The 23,452-nt window shown below is 63.4% G+C and carries 21 protein-coding genes and 1 pseudogene; 8 read left to right on the top strand and 14 right to left on the bottom strand.

Features of this window, described 5'->3' with window-relative positions; genetic code table 11:
- Window positions 1–25: 25 nt before the first annotated feature.
- On the bottom strand, window positions 26–664 hold the full coding sequence (gene nth / locus B3361_RS01765) for an endonuclease III (protein WP_009684568.1): 639 nt from the start codon (window positions 662–664) through the stop codon (window positions 26–28).
- 93 nt (window positions 665–757) lie between these two features.
- Complete coding sequence (gene metG / locus B3361_RS01760; protein ID WP_054904058.1) at window positions 758–2,797, bottom strand: methionine--tRNA ligase; 2,040 nt, start codon at window positions 2,795–2,797, stop codon at window positions 758–760.
- Window positions 2,798–2,954: 157 nt separating this feature from the next.
- Between metG and apbC the strand changes: the two genes are divergently transcribed.
- Both apbC and B3361_RS24175 read left to right on the top strand, forming a co-directional pair.
- Window positions 2,955–4,049 (top strand): iron-sulfur cluster carrier protein ApbC, encoded by a 1,095-nt coding sequence (gene apbC, locus B3361_RS01755; RefSeq protein WP_054904059.1) that lies wholly within the window; start codon window positions 2,955–2,957, stop codon window positions 4,047–4,049.
- Between the two features lie 8 nt (window positions 4,050–4,057).
- Window positions 4,058–4,255, top strand: a pseudogene (locus tag B3361_RS24175) (IS110 family transposase); the annotation flags it as partial.
- Between the two features lie 316 nt (window positions 4,256–4,571).
- Here the strand turns inward: B3361_RS24175 and B3361_RS01750 are convergent.
- Window positions 4,572–4,781 (bottom strand): cold-shock protein, encoded by a 210-nt coding sequence (locus tag B3361_RS01750; protein ID WP_003254922.1) that lies wholly within the window; start codon window positions 4,779–4,781, stop codon window positions 4,572–4,574.
- A 327-nt stretch (window positions 4,782–5,108) separates the two neighbouring features.
- Between B3361_RS01750 and dcd the strand changes: the two genes are divergently transcribed.
- Both dcd and B3361_RS01740 read left to right on the top strand, forming a co-directional pair.
- A complete protein-coding gene (gene dcd / locus B3361_RS01745) occupies window positions 5,109–5,675 on the top strand; it encodes a dCTP deaminase (protein ID WP_009684571.1) in 567 nt (188 codons plus the stop codon).
- A 92-nt stretch (window positions 5,676–5,767) separates the two neighbouring features.
- On the top strand, window positions 5,768–5,995 hold the full coding sequence (locus tag B3361_RS01740) for a hypothetical protein (RefSeq protein ID WP_009684572.1): 228 nt from the start codon (window positions 5,768–5,770) through the stop codon (window positions 5,993–5,995).
- 7 nt (window positions 5,996–6,002) lie between these two features.
- On the opposite strand, the gene pdeM is transcribed toward B3361_RS01740, so the two are convergent.
- From pdeM to B3361_RS01705, 7 genes are all read right to left on the bottom strand, one after another.
- Window positions 6,003–6,659, bottom strand: coding sequence for a ligase-associated DNA damage response endonuclease PdeM (gene pdeM, locus B3361_RS01735; protein WP_047149549.1), 657 nt, complete (start codon window positions 6,657–6,659; stop codon window positions 6,003–6,005).
- Complete coding sequence (locus tag B3361_RS01730) at window positions 6,656–9,103, bottom strand: ligase-associated DNA damage response DEXH box helicase (RefSeq protein WP_054904060.1); 2,448 nt, start codon at window positions 9,101–9,103, stop codon at window positions 6,656–6,658. The genes pdeM and B3361_RS01730 overlap by 4 nt, the downstream gene beginning before the upstream one ends.
- A 67-nt stretch (window positions 9,104–9,170) precedes the next feature.
- Entirely contained in the window at window positions 9,171–10,286 is a 1,116-nt protein-coding gene (locus tag B3361_RS01725) for a succinylglutamate desuccinylase/aspartoacylase family protein (protein WP_054904061.1), read from the bottom strand.
- 159 nt (window positions 10,287–10,445) lie between these two features.
- Window positions 10,446–12,101 carry an ATP-dependent DNA ligase gene (locus B3361_RS01720; RefSeq protein WP_286920047.1) on the bottom strand — a complete coding sequence of 552 codons (1,656 nt, stop codon included), beginning with the start codon at window positions 12,099–12,101 and terminating at the stop codon, window positions 10,446–10,448.
- Entirely contained in the window at window positions 12,098–13,114 is a 1,017-nt protein-coding gene (locus B3361_RS01715; RefSeq protein WP_009684579.1) for a ligase-associated DNA damage response exonuclease, read from the bottom strand. Before B3361_RS01715 ends, B3361_RS01720 begins: the two co-directional genes overlap by 4 nt.
- A gap of 108 nt (window positions 13,115–13,222) precedes the next feature.
- A complete protein-coding gene (locus tag B3361_RS01710) occupies window positions 13,223–15,664 on the bottom strand; it encodes a penicillin acylase family protein (protein WP_054904063.1) in 2,442 nt (813 codons plus the stop codon).
- A 103-nt stretch (window positions 15,665–15,767) separates the two neighbouring features.
- Window positions 15,768–17,108 carry a PLP-dependent aminotransferase family protein gene (locus B3361_RS01705; RefSeq protein ID WP_054904064.1) on the bottom strand — a complete coding sequence of 447 codons (1,341 nt, stop codon included), beginning with the start codon at window positions 17,106–17,108 and terminating at the stop codon, window positions 15,768–15,770.
- 180 nt (window positions 17,109–17,288) lie between these two features.
- On the opposite strand from B3361_RS01705, the gene B3361_RS01700 reads away from it, so the two are divergent.
- Genes B3361_RS01700 through B3361_RS01685 form a run of 4 tightly spaced genes read left to right on the top strand, consistent with a single transcriptional unit; the run spans window position 17,289 to window position 20,885 of the window.
- Complete coding sequence (locus B3361_RS01700; protein ID WP_054904065.1) at window positions 17,289–17,993, top strand: serine O-acetyltransferase; 705 nt, start codon at window positions 17,289–17,291, stop codon at window positions 17,991–17,993.
- Window positions 17,990–18,778 (top strand): alanyl-tRNA editing protein, encoded by a 789-nt coding sequence (locus B3361_RS01695; protein WP_054904066.1) that lies wholly within the window; start codon window positions 17,990–17,992, stop codon window positions 18,776–18,778. Before B3361_RS01700 ends, B3361_RS01695 begins: the two co-directional genes overlap by 4 nt.
- Window positions 18,775–19,986, top strand: a complete 1,212-nt coding sequence (locus tag B3361_RS01690) for an MFS transporter (RefSeq protein WP_054904067.1) — start codon at window positions 18,775–18,777, stop codon at window positions 19,984–19,986. The genes B3361_RS01695 and B3361_RS01690 overlap by 4 nt, the downstream gene beginning before the upstream one ends.
- Window positions 19,983–20,885, top strand: coding sequence for a pyridoxal-phosphate dependent enzyme (locus B3361_RS01685; protein WP_054904068.1), 903 nt, complete (start codon window positions 19,983–19,985; stop codon window positions 20,883–20,885). Before B3361_RS01690 ends, B3361_RS01685 begins: the two co-directional genes overlap by 4 nt.
- Window positions 20,886–20,969: 84 nt before the next feature.
- Here the strand turns inward: B3361_RS01685 and B3361_RS01680 are convergent, their stop codons facing one another.
- The 4 genes from B3361_RS01680 to B3361_RS01665 form a co-directional block, all read right to left on the bottom strand.
- Window positions 20,970–21,167, bottom strand: a complete 198-nt coding sequence (locus tag B3361_RS01680; RefSeq protein WP_009684590.1) for an SEC-C metal-binding domain-containing protein — start codon at window positions 21,165–21,167, stop codon at window positions 20,970–20,972.
- 7 nt (window positions 21,168–21,174) lie between these two features.
- Window positions 21,175–21,651 carry an LEA type 2 family protein gene (locus B3361_RS01675; protein WP_009684591.1) on the bottom strand — a complete coding sequence of 159 codons (477 nt, stop codon included), beginning with the start codon at window positions 21,649–21,651 and terminating at the stop codon, window positions 21,175–21,177.
- Window positions 21,648–22,130 carry a YchJ family protein gene (locus B3361_RS01670; protein ID WP_009684592.1) on the bottom strand — a complete coding sequence of 161 codons (483 nt, stop codon included), beginning with the start codon at window positions 22,128–22,130 and terminating at the stop codon, window positions 21,648–21,650. The genes B3361_RS01675 and B3361_RS01670 overlap by 4 nt, the downstream gene beginning before the upstream one ends.
- 659 nt (window positions 22,131–22,789) lie before the next feature.
- Complete coding sequence (locus B3361_RS01665; RefSeq protein ID WP_061304825.1) at window positions 22,790–23,320, bottom strand: hypothetical protein; 531 nt, start codon at window positions 23,318–23,320, stop codon at window positions 22,790–22,792.
- Window positions 23,321–23,452 lie beyond the last annotated feature (132 nt).

Here is a 23,452-nt window from a genome sequence, read left to right as displayed (position 1 = left end):
CCTGCAGTGGTTTTCAGCTATCCGCTCAATCGTCAGAAGTTTTGTGCTTGTACTCGCACAGGTCTTCGATCCTGCAGCTGCCGCACCTTGGCTTGCGTGCCTGGCAAACATAGCGGCCATGGAGAATCAGCCAGTGGTGGGCGTCCAGCAGGTAGTCCTTGGGTACGAACTTGACCAGTTTCTTTTCCACTTCCAGCACAGTCTTGCCCGGCGCTATGCCCGTGCGATTGCTGACCCTGAAAATATGCGTATCGACGGCCATGGTCGGCTGGCGGAACGCCGTGTTCAGCACCACATTCGCCGTCTTGCGGCCGACACCTGGCAGTGCCTCCAGCGCTTCACGGGTTTGGGGTACCTGGCTACCGTGACGCTCGATCAGTAAGCGGCAGGCTTCGATGACGTTCTTGGCCTTGCTGTTGTACAGCCCAATGGTCTTTATGTATTCGCTGAGGCCTTCGACGCCCAGGGCATAGATGGCCTCGGGGGTGTTGGCGACGGGGAACAGGCGCGCCGTAGCCTTGTTGACGCCGACGTCGGTCGATTGCGCGGACAGTGTCACTGCCACCAGCAATTCAAATGGCGTGGTGTAGGCCAGTTCGGTTTTCGGGTCAGGGTTGTCTTCATGCAGCCTGCGAAAAATCTCCAGGCGTTTGGCGGCGTTCATGAAACAGAGCTTTCCTTGATGGCGCGCACAGGCCGGGATTGCCCTGGCCCGCCGCAGAAGCCAACGGGGCTGCCAGGCAGCCCCCACGGTCAATTACTTGATGCGCTGGCCTGGCTTGGCGCCGCTGTCCGGGCTCAGCAGGTAGATTTCTTCACCACCAGGGCCTGCCGCCATGACCATCCCCTCGGACACGCCAAAGCGCATTTTCCGCGGTTTCAGGTTGGCGACCATCATGGTCAGGCGGCCTTCGAGCTTGGACGGGTCCGGGTACGCCGACTTGATGCCGGAGAACACATTGCGGCGTTCGTCCCCGATGTCCAGGGTCAGCTGCAGCAGCTTGTCAGCACCCGCCACGGCTTCGGCCTTGACGATCAGTGCCACACGCAGGTCCACAGCGGCAAAGGTGTCGAACTCGATTTCTGCCGACAGCGGGTCCTTGGCCAGCTCGCCGTTGCCTGCCGGGGCCTTGGGTTCGGCGGCCAGCAGGTCTTCCTTGCTGGCGGCGACCATGGCTTCGACCTTGGCCAGCTCGATACGGCTCATCAGTGCCTTGAACGGGTTCAGCGTGTGGTTTTCCAGACGCGACAGGTGGTCGTTCCAGGTCAGCGGGGCCACGTTGAGGAAGGCCTCGGCGTCGGCAGCCAGCAGCGGCAGTACCGGCTTGAGGAAAATCACCAACTGGCGGAACAGGTTGATGCCCTGGGCGCAGATCGCCTGCACTTCGTCCTGCTTGCCCTCCTGCTTGGCCAGGGACCACGGCGCTTTGTCGGCAATCCAGGCATTGGCACGGTCGGCCAGCGCCATGATTTCGCGCATGGCGCGGCCGAAATCGCGGCCTTCGTAGGCCTCGGCAATGGACGGGGCGGCAGCCAGGAAGGCTTCGGTCAGTTCAGGCGCGGCATCACCGCTAACCATCACGCCCTGGTTACCCTTGTGGATGAAGCCGGCACAGCGGCTGGCGATGTTGACCACCTTGCCAACCAGGTCAGAGTTGACCTTCTGCACGAAGTCTTCCAGGTTCAGGTCGAGGTCGTCGACGCCGCGGCCCAGCTTGGCGGCGTAGTAATAGCGCAGGTACTCTGGCTGCAGGTGGTCGAGGTAGGTACGGGCCTTGATGAACGTACCCCGCGACTTTGACATCTTGGCGCCGTTGACGGTCAGGTAACCGTGCACGTTGACGGCGGTCGGCTTGCGGAAGCCCGCGCCTTCGAGCATGGCTGGCCAGAACAGGGCGTGGAAGTTGACGATGTCCTTGCCGATGAAATGGTACAGCTCGGCTTTGGAGCCCTCGCGCCAGAACGCATCGAAGTCCAGTTCCGGGCGGCGCGCGCAAAGGTTCTTGAAGCTGGCCATGTAGCCGATAGGCGCATCGAGCCAGACATAGAAGTATTTGCCCGGCTCACCCGGAATTTCGAAACCGAAGTACGGCGCGTCACGGGAGATGTCCCATTCCTGCAGGCCGGAGTCCAGCCATTCGGCCAGCTTGTTGGCGACTGCGTCCTGCAGCGTGCCGCTGCGGGTCCACTGTTGCAGCATGGCCTGGAAGTCGGGCAGCTTGAAGAAAAAGTGCTGCGAATCGCGCAATACCGGGGTGGCCCCGGAAATGGCCGACTTGGGGTTCTTCAGTTCGGTCGGTGCGTAGGTGGCGCCGCATTTCTCGCAGTTGTCGCCGTACTGGTCTTCGGCCGCGCACTTCGGGCAGGTGCCCTTGATGAAGCGGTCGGCCAGGAACATGCCCTTTTCCGGGTCGAAGTACTGGGTCACCGAACGGGTGGCAATGTGCCCGGCCTCACGCAGGCGTGTGTAGATGAGGCTCGACAGCTCACGGTTTTCTTCGCTGTGGGTGGAGTGGAAGTTGTCGAAGTCCACCAGGAAGTCGGCGAAGTCGCTGCTGTGTTCGGCCTGGACGTTGGCAATCAGTTGTTCCGGGGTGATGCCTTCCTTTTCCGCGCGCAGCATGATGGCCGAGCCGTGAGCGTCGTCGGCGCAGACGTAAATGCACTGGTTCCCGCGCAGCTTCTGGAAGCGTACCCACATATCCGTCTGGATGTACTCCAGCATATGGCCAAGGTGGATCGATCCATTGGCATAGGGCAGGGCGCTGGTGACGAGAATCTGGCGTGGCTCGGACATGGTGGCTCGGCTACTTATCTGGCTCGGGGTAAAAATGAGGATGATCGGCCACTATAAAGGGCTGGCGAAGATATTTCACCCCGCAAGCGCATCTGCTGATGATTGACGGGTTAGGATAGGCGCCTGTTTTACATTCAGTTTGCCAATGGGAGTCTCCATGAGTGCCGTCACCCGTGCCGCCATCGAAGGCGTGCTTCGCCAGTACACCGACCCCTACCTGAACCAGGACCCGGTCAGCGCCGGCTGCGTGCGCGCCATCGATATCCAGGGCGGGCAGGTCAGCGTGCAGTTGCAGTTGGGCTATGCCGCCGGGCTGTTCAAGAACGGCTGGGCCCAGGTGCTGCAGACCGCCATCGGCAACCTCGAGGGCGTCAGCGGCGCCCAGGTGTCGATCGACTGCGTGGTTGCCGCGCACAAGGCCCAGGCCCAGGTGCCGGCCATGGCCAACGTCAAGAACATCATCGCCGTGGCCTCGGGCAAGGGCGGCGTGGGCAAGTCGACCACCGCCGCCAACCTGGCCCTGGCGCTGGCCCGCGAGGGTGCCCGGGTGGGTATTCTGGATGCCGACATCTATGGCCCCAGCCAGGGCGTTATGTTCGGTATCGCCGAAGGCACCCGCCCGCAGATTCGCGAACAGAAGTGGTTTGTGCCGATCAAGGCGCATGGCGTGGAAGTGATGTCCATGGCGTTCCTGACCGACGACAACACGCCGATGGTCTGGCGTGGCCCGATGGTCTCGGGTGCGCTGCTGCAGTTGGTGACCCAGACCGCGTGGGACGACCTGGACTACCTGGTGATCGACATGCCCCCGGGCACCGGTGACATCCAGCTGACCCTGGCCCAGAAGGTGCCGGTGGCCGGGTCGGTGATCGTTACCACACCACAGGACCTGGCCTTGCTCGATGCCCGCAAGGGTGTGGAAATGTTCCGTAAGGTCAACATCCCGGTACTGGGCGTGGTCGAGAACATGGCCGTGCACATCTGTTCCAACTGCGGCCATGCCGAGCACCTGTTCGGCGAAGGCGGTGGCGAGAAACTGGCCAGCCAGTATGGCGTCGATCTGCTGGCCTCGCTGCCACTGTCGATGGTCATCCGCGAGCAGGCCGACAACGGCAAGCCGACCGCCATTGCCGAGCCGGAAAGCCAGATTGCCATGGTCTATCAGGAGCTGGCGCGCCAGGTAGGGGCGCGGATCGTGCTGCAGGAAGCTGCGGCGCCGGCGATGCCGAGCATCACCATCAGCGAAGATTGACCTGAGAGCGAGCCCGAGCGTTCGCAGGGGCCATCGGCATCAAAGCCAAAACCGATGCTATCGATGCCCAAGCGTTGGCCCATTACGCTGAAGTCAGTCCAGATCAGCCCACCCTGCGGATCAGTCCGGAGCGTGCGCTTCTTAGGGAGTTGCTGCAGCAACGTGATCGACTGGTTCAACAGCGCGATGATGACCTGAGGCGCTTGAGCTAGGCGCAGTCCACCGTTGGACTCGAAGATCACACGGTTCCTGTGGGAGCGGGCGTGCCCGCGAACACCGGCGCAGCCGGTGCCAGACACCGCGTCGCCTGCTTCGCGGGCAAGCCCGCTCCCACAATGAATCGCGCAGGCTTTTCAAATTTTGGAAAGACAGTTGCCCCTACAAGCACTGCACAGCACTTGAAGCCTGCGCGATCCCTATGGGAGCGGGCGTGCCCGCGAAGAAGCCAGCGGCGAATTTCGACCAAGCATAAAAAAACCCGCCAGAAGGCGGGTTTTTTGAAAGCTAGGAAGCTAGATCGGCTTAGGCGATCTGAACTTCTTCAGCCTGCATGCCTTTCTGGCCGCGGGTAGCGACGAAAGTAACAGCCTGGCCTTCTTTCAGGGTTTTGAAGCCGTCAGCTTGGATGGCTTTGAAGTGCACGAACAGGTCGTCGCCCGACTGAGGGGTGATGAAGCCGTAGCCTTTCTCATCGTTGAACCACTTAACAACACCGGATTGACGGTTGGACATTTTTCTGTCTCCTTGGACAATTTGATAACGGTCAGGAAACACCCTGACCGGGACTGAGCGCAAAGAGAGCAGAAAATTCAGCGATGGGCCGATCAGGATCGTGCATCAAACTAGAGATTCTCGGTGTCACGTGCAGCACAGTGGCGCCACCTTACCCCACTTTCCGCAACCTGCCAATGGTCTGAATGCGGTTTAGGCAAATTCGGATCGACGGCGGCTGCAAGCCGCGCCCGACGCGGGGTGAGGGATGGAACTTTAACCTGGGCGCCGGGACCGGTAAGATGCGCACCACGTTTTCCACCACGCAACTCTTCAGGACACCCCGCCATGAGCATCAAATCGGACAAGTGGATTCGCCGCATGGCGCAGGAACACGGCATGATCGAGCCGTTCGTCGAGCGCCAGGTGCGCGGCGAGCAGGACAGCCGGGTCATCTCTTTCGGTGTTTCCAGCTACGGCTACGACGTGCGCTGCGCCGACGAATTCAAGGTGTTCACCAACATCAACTCGGCGACCGTCGATCCGAAAAACTTCGACGCTGGCAGCTTCGTCGACATCAAGAGCGACGTGTGCATCATTCCGCCGAACTCGTTCGCCCTGGCGCGCACGGTCGAGTACTTCCGCATTCCGCGCGACGTGCTGACCATCTGCCTGGGCAAGAGCACCTACGCCCGTTGCGGCATCATCGTCAATGTCACCCCGCTGGAACCTGAGTGGGAAGGCCACGTGACCCTGGAATTCTCCAACACCACCACGCTGCCGGCAAAGATCTATGCCAACGAAGGCGTGGCGCAGATGCTGTTCCTGCAGTCTGACGAAGCGTGCGATGTGTCGTACAAGGACCGCGGCGGCAAGTACCAGGGCCAGCGCGGTGTGACCCTGCCGCGGACCTGAGCCGACGAGCGCGGGGAATTACCTGCGCTTTTGCCACTCCAACGAAGTACGCCGGTGCTCATGATGTGCATCGGTTTCGTCAGGAGCAGCCAATGAAACTCCATCCCGCAATCAGTGCCAAGCTGGCAGGTCTGCAGCCCAACCACATCGGGTTGTTGCCCTGGGCTTTGCTGGCGCATCCGTTGCCCATGCAGGCCGGGGGCGTGCCCCATCAGCCTGACCCCGATACGCCGCAGCCTGCGCAGCCAGGTGAATCCCCACCCATGGAACCGGGCGAGCCGACCTTGCCTGACGAGCCTCCCCCAGCGCCTGTAGCGTGATGCGCTGCTAAAGCGGCCAGACTCGGCCGGCGCCAGCCAGGTAGACCTGGCTGGTGGGCAGCGGCGCTATTTCCCAGCCGCCGGTGAACTCACCGAATGCGGGCAGCAGGCTCACTTGTTCGTCGATCAGAAAGCACGGCAGGCGCAGGCGTTGCCTGGCCCTGCCACGCAGGATGAAGACCGGGTGCACGTGGCCGGCCAGCACTGGCCGTTCCGGGTGAGCATGCGGTTCGTGCTGCAGGGCGAAGGGACCCAGCAGCCAGGGTTCATCCAGCACTGTGATGCCCAGCGTTTCGGGGGGATCGCCGGCGTTGTGATCGTGGTTGCCGCGTATCAGCACGATGTGCAGGCCAGGATGGCGGTCGCGCCATGCCTGCAGACGAGCCAGCGTGGCAGGTGCCCGTGCGCTGCGCGCGTGCAGGAAGTCGCCGAGTACGATCAGCTGTTCGCAAGCGTAGTGGGCCAGCAGGTCATCCAGCCGCGCCAGGGTCGCCTCGGTGGTGCCGCGCGGCACCGGTTGGTGCAATGCGCGATAACTGGCGGCTTTGCCGATATGCACGTCGGCAACCAGCAATGCACGCTGCGCCGGCCAGTAGATGGCCTTGTCCGGGAGCAGCCATAACTCCTGGCCGCAATGTTCGATGGCCTGATGCTGTTGAGTCATTCCTTGTTCGCCGCCTGTTCCAGTTCTGCCACCATTCGCGCAATACGGTCCGCCAGCTTCTCGGTGCTCAACGTCTCGCGCATGCCCTCCACCAGCAAGGCGAACGCCAGCGGCCCCGGCCGCTTCAATGCCCGCAGGTCCAGTTGCAGGCCGGCCATTTTCAACAGTTGGCGATGCAGGCGGTCAATTTCCAGTTCCTCGCTCAGCACCTCGTCACGGGCCTGGCCGAGCAGCAGGTTGCCTGCATCATGTTTGCGAAACACCTCGTAGAACAGGCCACTGGAAGCTTGAATCTGCCGCATGCTTTTCTGCGCCGCCGGATAGCCGCCAAACACCAGCCCGGCAATCTGGGCAATTTCCCTGAAACGGCGTAGCGCCATTTCACCCGCGTTGAGGCTGGCCAGCACATCCTCCAGCAGCTGCTCGGTGCCCAGCGCCTGCGGTAAGTGCGTCGCCCAGTCCACATGGCCAGGGCTGAGCAGCTCGAAGCCATAGTCATTTACGGCAATCGATACCGACAGGGGTTGCTGGCGGCTCACCCGCCAGGCAATCAGGTTGGCCAGGCCCAGGTTGGCCATGCGCCCGGCGAAGGGGTACAGGAACAGATGCCAGCCCTGGCGCGACTTGAAGGTCTCCGCCAGCAGCGTAGCCGTGGTGGGTAGAGCCGACCATTGGGCTTGCAGTGCCAGCAGCGGGCGCACGGCGCGCATTTCCGGGCCGGTAAAACGTTCGTGGGCGGCAGCGTCGAGCTGTTCGACCAGCGCATCGGCCAGCTCGCTCGACAAGGGCATGCGCCCGCCGTTCCAGCGTGCTATGGCAGCCTTGCGTGCGGTGCTGCGGCGTACGTAGGCGGTCATGTTTTCCACCCGCACCAGTTCCAGCACCCGCCCGGCGAACACCAGCGTATCGCCGGGCCGCAGGCGGGCGATGAAGGCCTCCTCGACACTGCCCAGCGTCTTGCCGCCGCCGCCCTTGCTCCAGTACTTGAGCTGCAGGCTGGCATCGCTGACGATGGTGCCGATGCCCATGCGATGGCGCCGCGCCAGGCGCTCGCTGGCCACTCGATAAACGCCGTCGGCATGGCGCTCGACGCGCTGGTAGTCGGGGTAGGCCGTCAGTGAACTGCCGCCGTGGCAGACAAAGTCCAGGGCCCACTGCCACTGGCTGTCGCGCAAGCCGGCGAACGCCCAGGTGCTGCGCACTTCGGCCAGCAACTGGTCGGCGCGAAAGCCACTGCCCAAGGCCATGCTGACCAGGTGCTGCACCAGTACGTCCATGCACAGCCGGGGGGAGAAACGCGCCTCGATGTGCCCAGCTTCCAGTGCCTGGCGAGCGGCTGCTGCCTCGACCAGCTCCAGGCTGTGGGTAGGTACGAGGGTTATCCGGGAGCGCCGCCCGGGGGCATGGCCCGAGCGGCCGGCCCGTTGCATCAGGCGTGCGATGCCCTTGGCCGAGCCGATTTGCAGCACCCGCTCCACGGGCAGAAAGTCTACCCCCAGGTCCAGGCTGGAGGTGCAGATCACCGCCTTCAGGCTGCCCTGCTTGAGGCTGCGTTCGACCCAGTCGCGGGTTTCCCGGGCCAGTGAGGCATGGTGCAAGGCGATCAGGCCGGCCCAGTCGGGGCGGCTTTCCAGCAGGGCCTGGTACCAGAGCTCGGCTTGGGCCCGGGTATTGGTGAACACCAGGCAACTGGCGCTGGCGTCGACCTCGCGGCTGACCTGGTCGAGCATTTTCAGGCCCATGTGCCCGGCCCAGGGAAACCGTTCTATGGCCCCGGGCAGCAGGGTATCGACCTGCAGTGCTTTGTCTTGACGGCCTTGCACCAGCAGGCCGCCCTCGGGCAGCAGCACGTCCCGTGCATGCTGCAGGTTGCCCAAGGTGGCAGACAAACCCCAGGTCGGCAGGCCAGGGTGCCAGCGGCGCAGGCGGGCCAAGGCCAACTGCAGTTGTACGCCGCGTTTGTTACCCAGCAACTCGTGCCATTCGTCGACCACGATCAAGCGCAGCGTGGCGAAATCGGCTTCGGCCTGGGCACGCGTCAGTAGCAGGGTCAGGCTTTCCGGGGTGGTGACCAGCACGCTGGGCAGGCGCCGCGCTTGCCGGGCCCGCTCGGCACTGCTGGTGTCGCCGCTGCGTACGCCGACACTCCACGGCAAACCCAGCTCATCGAGGGGCGCTTGCAGGGCGCGCGCAGTGTCGGCGGCCAGGGCACGCATGGGCGTGATCCATATCACCTGCATGGGGGCTGCCTGGCGCCCCTGTGCCTGGGCCTTGAATGCGCGCAGTGCCGCCAGCCACACCGCGTAGGTTTTGCCGGCACCGGTGCTGGCGTGCAGCAGGCCAGACTCGCCGCGCTCTACCGCCGCCCAGACCCGGCGCTGGAACGCGAACGGTTTCCAGCCACGTTTGCTGAACCAGGCGTTGGCGAGGTCGGTGGTGGGCATGGGGCGCAGGGTCCTTCGAAGGTTGTGCTTCTACAGACCACCCGCCGGCGGCAATGGTTTTACCGGATCAATTGCCCAACAGGTAACCGCTCCGGCACACCTGCTCGCCGGCCACATGGGCGATGACCATGCCCGAGGTAGCCATGCGCCGTACGCTGCGAGCGTACAACAGACCGGCCTGGCTATTGCGCACGGCAGTGACCCGGTCGCTGAGGGGGTCGATGACTTCGGCGATCAGTTGGCCTGCCGCCAGTTGCTGGCCTGGTTTGGCGTGGTACACCAGCAACCCACCCAGGGGTGTCGCCACCGGTTCTACGGCGGCCAGCGGTGTAGCCGGGCGCAGCAGGGCGGGGAGTGCCGGCTTGGCACCCTCGATAATGCCGGCATGGGTGAGGAAGTCGAGAATCGCCCCGCAATCCTTGCTGGCCAGTGCGTGGCTGACGTCGGCCTGCCCGCGCAACTCGACCGTGACCGAGCAACAGCCCAACGGGATAGGGAAGCGTTTGCCGAAGCGCTGCTGCAACTGCCACCAGACCAGGCTGAAGCACTCGTCGAACGACTGCCCGCCCGAATCGGTGGCCAGCAGGCTGGCCTGTGCACCCAGGTAGCGAGCCAGCGGCTCGATCTGCGGCCAGGCGTCAGGTGTTGTGTACAGGTGCTCCACCGCTTCGAAGTCGCAGTGCAGGTCCAGTATCAGGTCGGCATCGCAGGCCAGCCGTTGCAGGATCAGGCGCTGGGCCTGCAGCGGCGTACGCGCCGGGTGCGCGTCCAGCCCGCGGCGCAGGTACTCGCGGATCAGCGCAACGTTGTGGGCAGGGTCCTGGCTGAGGTGCTCTTCGATCTGGTCGCCGATGGTGTCCGACAGATCGACGAAATTACGGTTGAAATTCTCGCCACTCTGTAGCTCAAAGCGCCCCAGTGGCGCGTCCAGCAGCACCTGCTCCAGGCCAACCGGGTTGGCCACCGGCACCAGGATGATCTCGCGCTGCAGACGGCCCTGTTGTTCCAGTTCTGCCAGGCGGCGCTTGAGGTGCCAGGCGACCAGCATGCCGGGTAGCTCGTCGGCGTGCAGCGATGCCTGGATATAGACTTTGCCACCACCGCGGGGGCCGAAGTGGAAGCTGTGCAGTTGGCGGGTGATGCCCGGAACGGGTGAAAGCAGGTCGTGTGTTGAATGGTGCATGGTGGTCCTGGCTGCGTGGCGAAAACGGTCTGCGACACGGGTCGGCACACAGATAGAAGCACAGTTTTCGGCGTTGCGCCTGCACAGGGTTTGCCGAAACTCGGTGAGGGTGGGCTGCGCGAGCGAGCCCGCCCACACCGCGGCCACCCAGCCAGCAACCTACGCCAGCAAGGCCTGCAGCGTCGCCAGGTCGTCGGCCTCTTCCACCGGTTTGTCCAGGCGCCAGCGCAGCATGCGCGGGAAGCGCACGGCGATACCGCTTTTGTGCCGGCGGGACAGGGCGATGCCCTCGAAGCCTAGTTCGAACACCAGGGTGGGGATCACGCTGCGCACCGGGCCGAAGGTTTCCACGGTGGTTTTGCGGATGATGCTGTCGACCTTGCGCATCTCCGCGTCGCTGAGCCCTGAGTACGCCTTGGCAAACGGCACCAGTGCCCGCCCAGGCGTGCCGGCCGGGGCGTCCCACACGGCGAAGGTGTAGTCGCTGTACAGGCTGGCCCGGCGGCCATGGCCACGTTGGGCATAAATGAGCACGGCATCGACGCTGAAGGGGTCGATCTTCCACTTCCACCAGGTGCCCATGTCCTTGGTACGGCCCACGCCGTACAAGGCCTCACGCTGCTTGAGCATCAGGCCCTCGACGCCAAGGCTGCGGGATTGCTCACGCTGGCGGGCAAGGTCGGCCCAGTCCGGGCCTTCGAGCAGTGGCGACAGCAGGACCGGGGCAAGCGGGTGTTCTTCCACCAGGCGTTGCAGCTGGGTGCGGCGTTCGTGCTGCGGTCGGCTACGCCAGTCTTCGCCTTGCCACTCCAGCAGGTCGTAGGCTTGCAGCACGACAGGCGCGTCGGCCAGCAGCTTCTTGCCCAAGGTTTTGCGGCCAAGGCGCTGCTGCAGCAGCGCGAATGGCTGCACGGCCAGTTCCGTCGATGACTCGCCCGGCTTCCACACCAGGATCTCGCCATCCAGCACCACCCCATCAGGCAGTGTCTGCGCCAGGCCATGCAGTTCGGGGAAGCGCTCGGTGACCAGCTCTTCGCCCCGCGACCACACCCAAAGCTGGCCCTCGCGCTTGACCACCTGGGCACGGATGCCGTCCCACTTCCATTCGATCTGCCAGTCACTCGGCGGGCCGAGCAAGGCGTCGAACTGCTCGCTGGGCACCTGCAGTGGGTGGGCCAGGAAGAAGGGGTAGGGCTGGCCGCCGCGCTGACTGTGTTCATCGGCGGACTCCTCGGCGACCAGCTTGTGGTAGCTGGCGGCGTTGGGGCGGTGACTGATGTCGGTATACCCAACCAGCCGCTGGGCCACGCGTTTGGCGTCCAGCCCGGCCAGTTGCGCCAGCGCACGGGTGACCAGCAGCTTGGACACGCCCACGCGGAAGCTGCCGGTGATCAGCTTCAGGCACAGCATGAGGCTGGGGCGTTCCAGTTGCGCCCACAGCGCTGGCAAGCGTTCGCGGACCTGCTCGGGCGGCAGGCCTCGCAAAGGCAGCAGATGGTTTTCAACCCAGGCTGCCAAGCCTTCGTCGTTGCCTTCTGCATGCTGCGGCAGCAGCAATGAAATGGTTTCGGCCAGGTCACCGACTGCCTGGTAGCTTTCCTCGAACAGCCAGTCCGGCAGGCCGGCCATGGCCGTTGCCAGTTCGCGCAGCAGGCGCGTCGGCACCAACTGCCGAGGGCGCCCACCGGCCAGGAAATACACCGCCCAGGCAGCGTCTTCGGCGGGCGCGGTGGCGAAGTAATCACGCAGCGCTTCGAGCTTGGCGCTGGAAGTGGTCGCGTCCAGGCGCAGGTACAACGCAGCGAACGCTTTCATGGCGCAGGCTCGGGTGTGGCTGCATCGTCTTCGTCGCCGTACTCGGTCACGAAGGCACGGGCATCCAGGCCTTGTTCGTTGAGGTAACGCACCAACACATTGACCGAACCGTGGGTCACCATCACCCGTTCGGCACCGGTCTGGCTGATGGCCCAGAGCAGGCCTGGCCAGTCGGCATGGTCGGAAAGCACAAAGCCCCGATCCACACCGCGGCGCCTGCGCGTGCCGCGCAGCAGCATCCAGCCGCTGGCGAACGCGTCGCTGTAGTCACCGAAGCGGCGCATCCAGCTGCTGCCGCCGGCTGACGGAGGCGCCAGGACCAATGCCCGGCGCAGCATGGGGTCGTTGCGCGCGATATCGCCGGCATAGCGGGTATCGGGCAGATGCACACCGGCTTCACGGTACACCCGGTTGAGCGGTTCGACGGCGCCATGCACCAGGATCGGGCCGATGCTCGCGTCCAGGCCGTGCAGAATGCGCTGGGCCTTGCCGAAGGCGTAGCAGAACAGCACGCTGGCCTTGCCCAGCTCGCAATTGGCCCGCCACCAGGCATTGATGCCGGCGAAGATCTCGCTTTGGCTTGGCCAGCGATAGATCGGCAAGCCGAAGGTCGACTCGGTGATGAAGGTGTGGCAGGGCACCGGCTCGAAGGGCGTACAGGTGCCATCAGGCTCGACCTTGTAGTCGCCGGAGGCCACCCAGACTTCGCCCTGGTACTCCAGGCGCACCTGCGCCGAGCCCAGCACATGCCCGGCCGGGTGCAGGCTCAGGGTCACGCCGTGGTGCTGCAGGCGCTCACCGTAGGGCAGGGTCTGCAAATCGATGTGCTGGCCCAAGCGGCTGCGCAGGATGCCGGCGCCCGGGCTGGCGGTCAGGTAGTGGCCGTTACCGGTGCGGGCGTGGTCGCCGTGGCCATGGGTGATCACGGCGCGGTCCACGGGCCGCCACGGGTCGATGTAGAAATCACCGGGTGGGCAGTACAGGCCTTCGGGGCGGGCGATGACGAGGTCCATGGCGTAGGCGCTGGTTACCGAGAGTACTTGTTAGGAGCTCGGAACCAGCTTGGGAGTTCGAACCATTTCTTCAAGGGAAAGGGTCACAGGCTTCCATGCCCGGGTACGCTACTTGCCCGGCACCAGCGTCAAGCGCTGGTTGCCATACGCTCGCGCGAAGTTCTGCTGTTGCAGCGGCAAGCTCATGAAGCGCCCTTTGAACCAGGCATCCAGCCCATCGCTGTAATGGGCGCTGGCCGGGTTGCCGGACTGGCCACTGCTGGTCAGCACCTGCAGCGGTTCGGCCTGGCCGAAGTCGACGATCATGCGCGCGGAGGCGGGCAGGCGGGTGGTGAAGTCACTGCCCCAGGCGTAAGGGGTGAGCGCGAGGGTAGTGAAGTCGCCACCTGCGGCTTGCGGCGCACGGCTGAGGGCATCGCCCAAGCCATGGTAGGCCGGCGCCGGCCAGTGGTACTGGTGCAGCTTGCCCCATTGCCAGGCGCGGCGGTCGGCGCCCAGCTGCGCAGTGCCGGCATCCACGGCTGCCGCCAGGCTGCGGGCCAGAATGGCTGGCTTGTCTTCTTTCTGCGGGGTGTTGCGGTCGTCCCAGAACGGGCTGTCGTCGCGCCCCAGCAGGTGATCGGCCTGTGCCGAGAACGACAACCGCGCGTTGCTTACGAAGGCCTGCCAGGCAGGGCTGGACGCAGGGCCGAGGTCATCGAGGAAAGTCTGCCTGGCGACTTCCTGCAGGAACAGTTCATACAGCGCGGCGTCTGCCGATACCGGGCTCAGGCGACCGTCGAATGCCTTGAGCCGCGCCAATGCCTCGCGGGCCTTGTCGCGTTGTGCGCCTGGCAGGGCGTCGATTGCCTGCTTCAGCGGCTGGGCCATGCCGGGGGCGTCGAACATCTGCTTGAGCTGATTGGCCATTAGCGTGACCTGGTCGTTCTGCAGGGCCATCAGGCTGCGGCTGTCATGGCGGCCATTGCCAGCCAGCTGGGCCAGACGCTCGGCACGCTCAGGGTAGTACCAGGTGCTGGACAGCTGCATGCCATAGCCGCGTGGCTGGCTGCGCTGGTTGGCATGGCCGATCCAGCCAGCAGTGGGGTCCTGGTCGTACGGGTGCAGCATCGGGTCGGCGTAGCCGTCCCAGTCATAGCGCCCGTCCCAACCAGGGGAGGGCAGCAGGCCCTGGCCTTCGCGGCGGTTCGGGTAGCGCCCGCTGACCTGCCAACCGATGTGCTCGGGCTCGGCGAACACGAAGTTGAGGGCGGCCGCAGTGACCTCGCGGGTGCTGTCGAAGGCGCGCTCGAGGTTGCCGGCGCGGGTCAGGTCGAAGAGCGCATCCAGGCTCCGGTCGCCCTTGAACTGCGGCAAGTTCAGGGCCAGGCCCAGGCTGGCGTTGTCGGGCTGGGCCAGCAGGGTGCCGTGGCGGGTGTCATACATCACTTCGCGCTGTGGCCGCTGGCCGCGCACGAAGAAGGTTTCGCTGCGCGCGCGGGCCGGCACCCACTTGCCATCTGCCAGGTAGCTCAGCTGGCTGCCCTGGCGGCGCAGTCGTTCGAGGAACAGGTCCTGGTTGTCGGCCATGACTGCGCTGCTGCTCCAGGCCAGTTTGCCGTTGTAGCCGGCCAACACGATCGGCAGGCCCGGCAGCGACAGGCCGGCAACCTGGTACTTGCTGGTGTGGATCTGCACCGGGCTGAGGGCCCAGGCGGCGCGGCTGTCACTGGCCAGCAGGCTTTTGCCGCTGCGGCTGCGTTGCGGGCCCAGGGCCAGGTTGGCCGAGCCTGGGCTACCGAGCAGGTCGAGGTCGGCCAGCTTCTGGCTGGCGGCCGCCAGCGCCGGCAGCCCTGGCAACTGGCTGGCCAGGTTGAGGCCCTTGAGCTTGTCGACTTCGCTTGTGGCCAAGGGCTCGTCCGGTGCACCGGGCAGCAGCCAGGCCAGTTTGTCGCTGCCGACTTTCTGCGCCAGGGTCAGGGCGCTGAGTTCTTCCTGCAGGTTCACCGACTGGCTGAACGCATACAGGCAGAAAAGCAGCGCCGAATCTTCAGGCTTCCAGTATTCGGGGCGATAGCCACTGTTGGCCAAATCCGCTGGCAGCTTGTCGCGGTAGCGGAACAGGTAGGCATTGACCCCGCGTGCGTACACCTCGAAAAAGCGCTTGAGCCGTGGCGATGCGTCGGCGTATTGCTGGGCGGCGCTTTGCTTGAGGTTGGCGGCGCGCATCAGGCGGTCGATGTCGAGCGCGTCGCTGCCGGCCAGTTCCGCCAGGCGGCCTTGGGCCAGCAGGCGCATGGCGACCATCTGCTCGATGCGGTCGCCGGCATGCACATAGCCCAGGCTGAAAAGGGCGTCATGGAAACTGCTGCTTTCGATCAGCGGTGCGCCCATGGCATTGCGCCGCACCGAGACGTTCTGTGCCAGGCCCTTGAGCGGCTGCACGCCGCTGGCGGGTGGCACGCTGCCCTGGTAGCCGCCGGTCTGGCAGCCGGCCAGCCCAAGCAGGCCGAGCAGCGTGGCAGCGGTGGTGAACCGCGGGCGGAAGTGAGGAAAGGCGGCGGCGGCCATGGCAAGGGCTCCTGCAGGGCGAGGCGAGTTTGCAAAGGCGCTAAGGTAGTGAGCGCGCAGGCGCCATGCAAGGTCCCAGGTCGGTTTATTTGCCGGTGGCGGGTCAAACCTCGAAGTGCCCTGCCAGGGCGTCGGAAAAATGCGTGCAATTGATGCGGGCGTAACGCCGGTAATCACGGCTGACAGCGAACGCCGAGCCGGGCATCAGCAGGATCTTGTGCTGCTCCAGCTTGCGCATCAACGGCTGCAGGTCGGGCAGTTGCGGGTGGTAGACCCAGAGGAACATGCCACCCTGCGGCGCGATCTCGAACTGCCAGCCGCGCTCGAGCAGCAAACGCTGTGTCTGTACTTGCTGGCGGATCAGCCGCTGCTGCACATCTTTCATGTGCCGGGCGTAGGTGCCGTCCGACAGGATGGTGTTGACGAAACGCTCGCAAAACGCCGGCACCGCCACGCAGGTCAGCAGCTTGAGGCGGGTCAGCGGCTCGATCAGGTCTTGCGAGCAGGCGATGAAACCTACCCGTAACGACGCCGACAGGCATTTGGAAAAGCTGCCGACGTAGATGACCCGGTCCAGGTTGTCCAGTTCGGCAAACGTCTGGCGCACGGCCGGGCTGAAGTCGCCATACACGTCATCCTCCACCACGTAGAACTCGTGTTCCACGGCCAGGCGCAGCACGCTGAAGGCGTTGTGCGGGCTGATGTTGCTGCCAGTGGGGTTGTGGAAAGTGCTGTTGCAGAAAAACGCCTTGACCTTGTGCCTGGCCAGGTAGCTGCGCATCTCTTCTACGTCTGGCCCGTCCTGGGTTCGGCGGATGCCGACCACCTGGCCGCCGGCCAGTTGTATCAGCTTGATCAGGTTGCCGTTGCCCGGCTCGTCGACGAACACATGGTCACCCGGCTTGATCAGCAACCGGGCGACCAGGTCCAGGCCCTGGGTGGCGCCAAGCGTGGTCAGCAACTGGTTGGGGCGAACCTCAACCCGGGTCAGGCGTTTCATGTGCACGCACAGCTGTTTGCGCATGGGCAGGTAGCCCTGGATATCGCCGTACTCGGCCAGGGAGCTTTGCTCCAGCCGCGCCGTGCGCCGAATCGCCTTGGCCAGCAGCTCGGTGTCGCGCCACGCCGGGGGCAGCCAGCCGCTGCCAAGTTTGGTGTAGTGCTGGCCGCCCTGCAGCAGCCGGAACAGCGGGTCGCCGGCCATGCACTCGGGTTCGTGGATCACGTTCGCCTGCCGGCTGCGGTTGGCGACGAAGTAGCCGCGCCCTGGCGAGGCGGTCAGTACCCCTTCGCTGACCAGCTGGGCATAGGTCGAGACCACATCGTGGTAACTGAAATCGACCGCCGCCGTGAGCTTGCGAATGGAGGGCATGCGCTGCCCAGGCAACCATTCCCCTGCATCCAGGCGTTGCTTGAGCAATTGATGAAGGCTGCAGGTGCTCATGGCAGGTTCCCAACCGTTAGAAAAAAAAGCCTAACAGTTAACGGAAATGCTTGTCGACTGTTCGTTTGCACATGGCCATTACCTGCCACTATTCCCTCGTCGGAACTTTCGGCTGCCAGCCCTGGCAGCCCGTTTAACGTCTGTAAACACCAGACAACTGGATATCGAGCCGTGCACCCTATGGACATGCAATCAGCCGTCATTGCCAGGCTTCCTGTGCCTGAAGAACTGGAGTCATTCAACGTTGTAAAAAACCTTGTGACCTCGGCGTTACTGGAGTGCTGTTCAATTGAAGAATTCGAAGCGCTGAAACAAACCGATGTTATTGAACGGGTGGCGGAACAGGCCCATGACGACTTGTTGGCATTCGCCAGCAAAGACCCTGCCGCCGGCCGCGACCTGGTATTCATTGCCAGAACTTATACGTCCTATGCGGCGGTTTTGCATTATCGGCTTGCACACTGGGTGTACCGCCATGGCGCTTCGGTATATGGCGCCGGTGGGCAGTGCCTGGCCGCCATGATCTCGCGCCGCGGCAAGATGCTGTCGGGCGCAGAGATCCACTTCCGCAGCCGTATTGGCGCGCGCTTCATCATCGACCACGGCATGGGCACCGTCATTGGTGAAACCGCGACCATCGGTGACGACTGCTACGTGCTCGGCGGCGTCACCCTGGGGGCCCGCGGCATCAGCGGCAACCCTTCCAGCCCCCGCCACCCGACACTGGGCGACCGGGTTCAGGTCGGCGCGTTCGCCAGCGTGCTAGGGGCTATCCACATTGGTGACGGCGCCTTCATCGGGCCGGGCTGCATCGTTACCAAAGACATCCCTGCCGCCGCCCGGGTGCAGGTTAAAACATCATTGCAGGTGGTACTCGAGTCATGAATGCTCTGAATTACGAAGTTCTGCGCAATACCGAAAAACTGTATTACAAGGATCAATACCTGGCCGCTGCCAATACGCAAGTAACGCGCGTGCACAGCGACGGTATCGAGTTGCAAAGTACCGTGGCTTATCCGGAAGGCGGTGGCCAGGAAGCTGATTATGGAATCATTGAACTTCCGATCGGCAAGGTGCGTTTTGTCTGGGTCAAGAAACTCTATGGCAGCCCTATTCGCCTGGAAGGTTTCAAAGGCGGGAAACTGGGCGGCATCATCATTCACACCGTGCACCCGGACGACTTGCACTTACTCGATGAAGTGACTGTCGATATGCCCGCCCGTGTGAGCATCGATATTCAACGGCGCGAGCGGCTAACACTCTCTCACAGTGCCAGCCACTTCCTGTATGCCGCTGCCATCGGCGTGCGTGAGGAACTGAAGCAGTGGACCATCGGCTGCCACATCAAAGAGGACACGGCTCGGTTCGACTTTCTGGTCGAGGACGCCTTCACCGCTGAGGAGGTGATCGAGATAGAACGGCGCGCCAACGAACTGATCGGTGGCGACGCGCCCATCGAGCATTACGCCGTCGAGGGGCTGGAAGACGCACGCTTGTGGACCTACAACGGCATCGAGATTCCGTGTGGTGGCACCCACCTCGATTCGCCAAGGCGCATAGGGCGCCTGAGCGTGAAGCGCAAACGGCTGGGCAGAGGCAAGGAACGCCTGATCTGCGTGTTCCCGGATGCCGAAATCGACCTTAGCGCCTACCACGAGCATGCCTTATGAACACTACCCTGCCGCGGCGCACCTACCTGTACTTCACCGCCCAGTCGATCAACCTGACCACCGCCGTGATGTCGGTGACCATGGCGGCCATCGTTGGCGCCGCACTGGCCCCCGACGCCGCATGGTCGACGGTACCGTATGGGTTCCAGTTCCTGTGCCTGATGCTGGCAACCTACCCGGTTTCCAGGTTGATGAGCCGTATCGGCCGCAAGAAGGCCTTCATGCTGGGGGCCATTCCGCTGGCGGTGTCTGGTGTCAGCGGCTTTCTGGCGGTGGAGCACCAGCATTTTGCCACGCTGGTACTCAGCCACTCGGCGCTGGGTGTTTACATCGCCTTCGCCAACTTCAACCGTTTTGCCGCCACCGACAACCTTTCCCAGGCCCTCAAGCCAAAAGCCCTGTCGCTGGTCGTGGCCGGGGGCGTGATTGCCGCCGTGGTGGGCCCGACGCTCACCGAGTGGCTGCGTGACGTGGGTGGCTACCCACTGTTCTCGCTGTGTTATGCCGCGTTCATCGGGCTGGCGCTATTGTCGTTGCTGATTGCAGTGTGCCTGCCCAACGACACCGGCCTGGCCGCTGCAACCGGCAGCGCTGCCACGTCGGCCAGCAGCCGCAGCGAGCCTTTGAGCCCCAGCGTGTTGGTGGCAATGGCGGTCGCGGCGCTGGGCTACGGCATCATGAACCTGCTGATGATCCAGGCCTCGATGCACATGAAGCATATGCACGAAGACTTTACCGACGTGCGCCTGGCCATCCAGTGGCACGTGATCGCCATGTTCGCCCCGTCATTCTTCACCGGGGCGATCATCCAGCGCCTGGGCATCCGGACTACCATCTGCGCGGGCCTGGCGCTGTTGATCGGCTGCTCGGCGCTGAATATCTGGTCGCACAGCTACAGCATGATGACCGCGGCGCTGATCGCCCTGGGGCTGGGCTGGAACCTGACTTACGTCGGCGGCGGAGCCTTGTTGGCGCAGTCGCTGCAAAACAGCCCGGCAGCGATGCAGATGCAGGGCAAGAACGATCTGGGCATTGCCATCTGCGCCACCATCGGTGCGTTCAGCCCCGCGCTGCTGTTGAGCACAGTGGGCTGGGACGGCACCAACGCCATCTGCATGGCCCTGTGCATCGGCCTGCTGATCGCCACCGTTGGCCTGTTGCAGAGCAAGGCCTGCCTGCAGACTTCCATGGAAGGGAGCCGAAAATGAGCGAACTCATCAACGTCAGCGAGCGCATCTACACCAAGCTGGAAATGAACAACCCCGGTGGCAGCCACAAGTACCGCGCTGCCCGGCGCATAGTTGAGCACGCCGTGCGCAATGGCGACATCATCCCTGGGGTGACCACGGTCATCGAAAAAACCGGCGGCAGTTTTGGCTTCGGCTTGCTGGCGGCATGCCAAGCGTATCAGGTGGCCGTCGAGCTGGCGGTTGGGCTGAGTTTCAGCCAGACCAAGCGGGACTTGCTGGAATGCTTCGGCGCCCGGCTGATTGGCAAGGAAATGCTGATGGCCGGTGCCACGCCCAAGGACGTGGTGATGCACCACCTGGAAAACCAGGCCGCGCTGGGCAAGTCATACTTCTATACCGACCAGTTCAACAACCCGGTGGGTATCGAAGCGCACCGCTACCAGACAGCCAGTGAACTGGCGCTGCAACTGACCAACGCGGGCGCCGGCAAGGACATCCTGTTCGTTGGCTGCGCGGGCACGGGCGCCAGTTTCACGGGCATTACCCTGGGGCTGAAGGATCACGGTTTCGAGGTGTCGACAGTGCTGGTCGACCCCAACGGCTGTGACTCCAAGGCTGGCGTATTCACCGATCACCGCTTCGAAGGCATGGCGGTAGGCGTCAGCCCGCCATTCCTGGACTGGTCGCTGGTGGACGAACGGGCCCAGGTGCAGCATGCCGAAATGTTGGCAGCGCAACGTTGGTTCTACATGCAAAGCGGGGTCTTCGTCGGTAACACGGCCGCCGCCTGCCTGGCGGTTGTCCAGCGCATGGCCCAGCAGCCGCGCTATGCGGGGACCACCTTGGTGACCATCGCCTATGACGCCGGCCTGTGGTACCAGGACTTGCTGGGGGCGAACCGGCGCAAGGCCGCGTAGCGCCAGGCACGGCGGGCAGTGCTGGACCGGGGGCATGGTGCGCGAAGCAGGCGCGGCGGGCCATACCCCCACAGACGCGCTAGATCAGGCGCCGTGGCACTTCTTGAATTTTTTCTCGCTGCCGCACGGGCACGGGTCGTTACGGCCAACGTCCTTCAGGGCGTTGCGTACCGGCTCCTGATGGCCGTGGTTGCAGTGTGGGCCGTGGACATGGCCGTGGTCGTGGTGATGGTCATGGTCGTGGTTGCAGTCAGGGCCATGAACGTGGGGTTGCTGGGACATTGCAGGGTTACTCCGGGATGTGATCGCCGGGGATTATCTCACCACTGCGCGATAAGTGCAGGTCCCGGTGAATCAGCAGGCCAGTGGCCAGGTCGCCCTGCAGGGTGTAATGCAGCGGCTGCCCACTTTTCAGCAGCTTGGCCAGTGGCTTGAGTTGCCGCCAGAGGTTGGTGCGTGCGGTGATCTTGAAGGTCCGCCGGTCGTGGCCGCCTACGCTTCGCCACAGGCTGGTTTCATCCTGCACCAGCAGCAGGTCATTGAGCCGCACGGCATAGGCCAGGCTGCGAATGAACAGACGGCTGTCGTTGGGGTTGATGACCTCCAGGTGCAGTACGAATTCCTGCTGCAGCAACCTGGCCTTGACCGTTTCGACCTCGACCAGGTGCACTTCAGGCGGGCGCCAGTCGTCTGCGCTCCAACTGGCGCAGCCCGTCAGCAATGCCAGCAGCGAACCGAGCAGCAGCAGACGGGCGCGTTCGATCATGCTCGGTTCCCCATGTAACTGGCGCAGCATTTCTTGAACTTCTGCCCGCTGGCGCATGGGCAGGGGTCATTGCGCCCGGCCTTCAACGCGACCGTGGGGTCTATGAAGTACCAGCGCCCGGCGTGCTGGACGAATGCCGAGCACTCGCGGTGCTGGTGGTCGCCGTCCGGGTCGTGCCAGCGTGCGGTGAACGTGACAAAGGCATGCTCGGGCTGGCCGCCCAGCACCTGCGCGCTTTCCACTTCCAGCCCCAGCCAGGTGCTCTGGGCGCTCCAGGCGGCCATGCCGGCGCGGTCCAGCTGGGCCTGTTGGGCGGGCAGGGTGGTGGCGACCAGGTAGTCGACCAGGCCCAGCACGTAGGCACTGTAGCGTGAGCGCATCAGCGTCTGGGCATCGGGTGCGGGGGTACCGGCATGGTAATGCCCACAGCAGGCATCAAGCAGGTTGCCACTGCCACAAGGGCAGACCGAGACACTCATCATCACCACCAGTACTTGCCAAAGTTTTCCGGGTTGGCCCAGAACTGAGTGGGGCATGGTGGCAGGTCAAGCGTAGCGGGCTTCATAGAGGACCTCAAGGAGTTTGGTGACAAAGCTGGTGACAGTGTTGGTGACAGGCAGCGAGACCGCAAGGGCGAGTTAACTGGGGTCCTTAACGCGCCCACGGGCACCCACGCGAGGGCCTATGGGGGAACCTGCGCGGGAAGTCTTGTAATGGTGACCTTTCAGATTTTTCTGTCAGATTCTCAAGGGGGCCTGTGAGTCCACAACCAGAACCCCAGTTGAACGGCCAGACAGACCCAGTAGAGGGCCTGTAGGTGGTCCATGGGGTTCTCCTATAGAGATTAAAATGACTTGTGAAAACGAACGTCTGTGAGTTCGTGATGTTGAGCTACTTCAAGGAGGCGCTCATAGGAATGCGGCCAGCTCTTTTGAGATTGGTCATCAGAAGCACCTGATTGAAGTAATGCATAGCATAGCGCTGCATGTGGGGTCAGAGACTCAACAGGAACCTTAGTGACGACTCGCTTGCCCTTGTAGGTGTAACATAGCGTGACACTCATCGTAGGTCCTTGAGATTCGAGTTATTCCACAAGCATAGACCCTTAGCTTCTGGTTACGAAAGTATTTATTCCTGCTTAGATTCTAAGTCCAAGCTCGCCAGCTCGCTGAAGTGTCAAATGGCCTTTTCTGACGGCAGCCTTTAGGCCCCTTTGAGTATTCTTGTGGGGAGCCTTCATTGCTTTCCAATCGCACTTGTCGTTGAAGGTCATGCGCTTGAGGATGTTTGCACCATGGTCATTGCCCAGTGAGGCCATCTTGTCGGCCACCAGTGCAGCTACCTCCGGCATCTCAAGGATCGCCTCGAAGGCGTCATAGACCATCGTCTCGAACTCACGAGAGACCCAGCCCGCATAGGCAAGAGCTGCTCGTTTGTTGGCGTGGGTCACTGTAACTGCACCAGCCTTAGCGGAATGGGAAAAACCCATTTCCCTCATGTATTGGCCTTCCTTCAAGTTGTTCCATTGGCCCGGTTGCTTGCCCTTTGGCAGCTTCAGGGTTCGCCAGATGTCTGTCAGGTCCCATTGGCCCCGGTCGTTTGCCTTGAAGGCGTGGCCTTCGATGATGATGACGTGACCGGAATGCTTGTGTTTGATGTCGATGCTCATTGGTCTTTTCCTCTTGTTTGCTCCCTCAAGTTCGCTCCCACGGGCAGCCGAAAGACCCGACCAAGGGTTCTGCCGGTGGCATGAAGGAACAAACAGGAAGACTTTCGTTTAGGTGTGCCCAGCGACGGGCAG

The sequence above is a fragment of the Pseudomonas sp. UBA6699 genome (genome assembly GCF_002454615.1).
In the GTDB taxonomy this organism is placed as follows: Bacteria; Pseudomonadota; Gammaproteobacteria; order Pseudomonadales; family Pseudomonadaceae; genus Aquipseudomonas; species Aquipseudomonas juntendi.
The sequence above is the reverse complement of the archived record's forward strand: the minus strand, read 5'-3'. Positions and strand labels throughout refer to the sequence as shown.

What these genes read in the sequence shown, in the direction of transcription:
- nth (WP_009684568.1), bottom strand. Translation starts at nt 664, where the DNA reads ATGAACGCCGCCAAACGCCTGGAGATTTTTCGCAGGCTGCATGAAGAC.
- metG (WP_054904058.1), bottom strand. Translation starts at nt 2,797, where the DNA reads ATGTCCGAGCCACGCCAGATTCTCGTCACCAGCGCCCTGCCCTATGCC.
- apbC (WP_054904059.1), top strand. Translation starts at nt 2,955, where the DNA reads ATGAGTGCCGTCACCCGTGCCGCCATCGAAGGCGTGCTTCGCCAGTAC.
- B3361_RS01750 (WP_003254922.1), bottom strand. Translation starts at nt 4,781, where the DNA reads ATGTCCAACCGTCAATCCGGTGTTGTTAAGTGGTTCAACGATGAGAAA.
- dcd (WP_009684571.1), top strand. Translation starts at nt 5,109, where the DNA reads ATGAGCATCAAATCGGACAAGTGGATTCGCCGCATGGCGCAGGAACAC.
- B3361_RS01740 (WP_009684572.1), top strand. Translation starts at nt 5,768, where the DNA reads ATGAAACTCCATCCCGCAATCAGTGCCAAGCTGGCAGGTCTGCAGCCC.
- pdeM (WP_047149549.1), bottom strand. Translation starts at nt 6,659, where the DNA reads ATGACTCAACAGCATCAGGCCATCGAACATTGCGGCCAGGAGTTATGG.
- B3361_RS01730 (WP_054904060.1), bottom strand. Translation starts at nt 9,103, where the DNA reads ATGCCCACCACCGACCTCGCCAACGCCTGGTTCAGCAAACGTGGCTGG.
- B3361_RS01725 (WP_054904061.1), bottom strand. Translation starts at nt 10,286, where the DNA reads ATGCACCATTCAACACACGACCTGCTTTCACCCGTTCCGGGCATCACC.
- B3361_RS01720 (WP_286920047.1), bottom strand. Translation starts at nt 12,101, where the DNA reads ATGAAAGCGTTCGCTGCGTTGTACCTGCGCCTGGACGCGACCACTTCC.
- B3361_RS01715 (WP_009684579.1), bottom strand. Translation starts at nt 13,114, where the DNA reads ATGGACCTCGTCATCGCCCGCCCCGAAGGCCTGTACTGCCCACCCGGT.
- B3361_RS01710 (WP_054904063.1), bottom strand. Translation starts at nt 15,664, where the DNA reads ATGGCCGCCGCCGCCTTTCCTCACTTCCGCCCGCGGTTCACCACCGCT.
- B3361_RS01705 (WP_054904064.1), bottom strand. Translation starts at nt 17,108, where the DNA reads ATGAGCACCTGCAGCCTTCATCAATTGCTCAAGCAACGCCTGGATGCA.
- B3361_RS01700 (WP_054904065.1), top strand. Translation starts at nt 17,289, where the DNA reads ATGGACATGCAATCAGCCGTCATTGCCAGGCTTCCTGTGCCTGAAGAA.
- B3361_RS01695 (WP_054904066.1), top strand. Translation starts at nt 17,990, where the DNA reads ATGAATGCTCTGAATTACGAAGTTCTGCGCAATACCGAAAAACTGTAT.
- B3361_RS01690 (WP_054904067.1), top strand. Translation starts at nt 18,775, where the DNA reads ATGAACACTACCCTGCCGCGGCGCACCTACCTGTACTTCACCGCCCAG.
- B3361_RS01685 (WP_054904068.1), top strand. Translation starts at nt 19,983, where the DNA reads ATGAGCGAACTCATCAACGTCAGCGAGCGCATCTACACCAAGCTGGAA.
- B3361_RS01680 (WP_009684590.1), bottom strand. Translation starts at nt 21,167, where the DNA reads ATGTCCCAGCAACCCCACGTTCATGGCCCTGACTGCAACCACGACCAT.
- B3361_RS01675 (WP_009684591.1), bottom strand. Translation starts at nt 21,651, where the DNA reads ATGATCGAACGCGCCCGTCTGCTGCTGCTCGGTTCGCTGCTGGCATTG.
- B3361_RS01670 (WP_009684592.1), bottom strand. Translation starts at nt 22,130, where the DNA reads ATGAGTGTCTCGGTCTGCCCTTGTGGCAGTGGCAACCTGCTTGATGCC.
- B3361_RS01665 (WP_061304825.1), bottom strand. Translation starts at nt 23,320, where the DNA reads ATGAGCATCGACATCAAACACAAGCATTCCGGTCACGTCATCATCATC.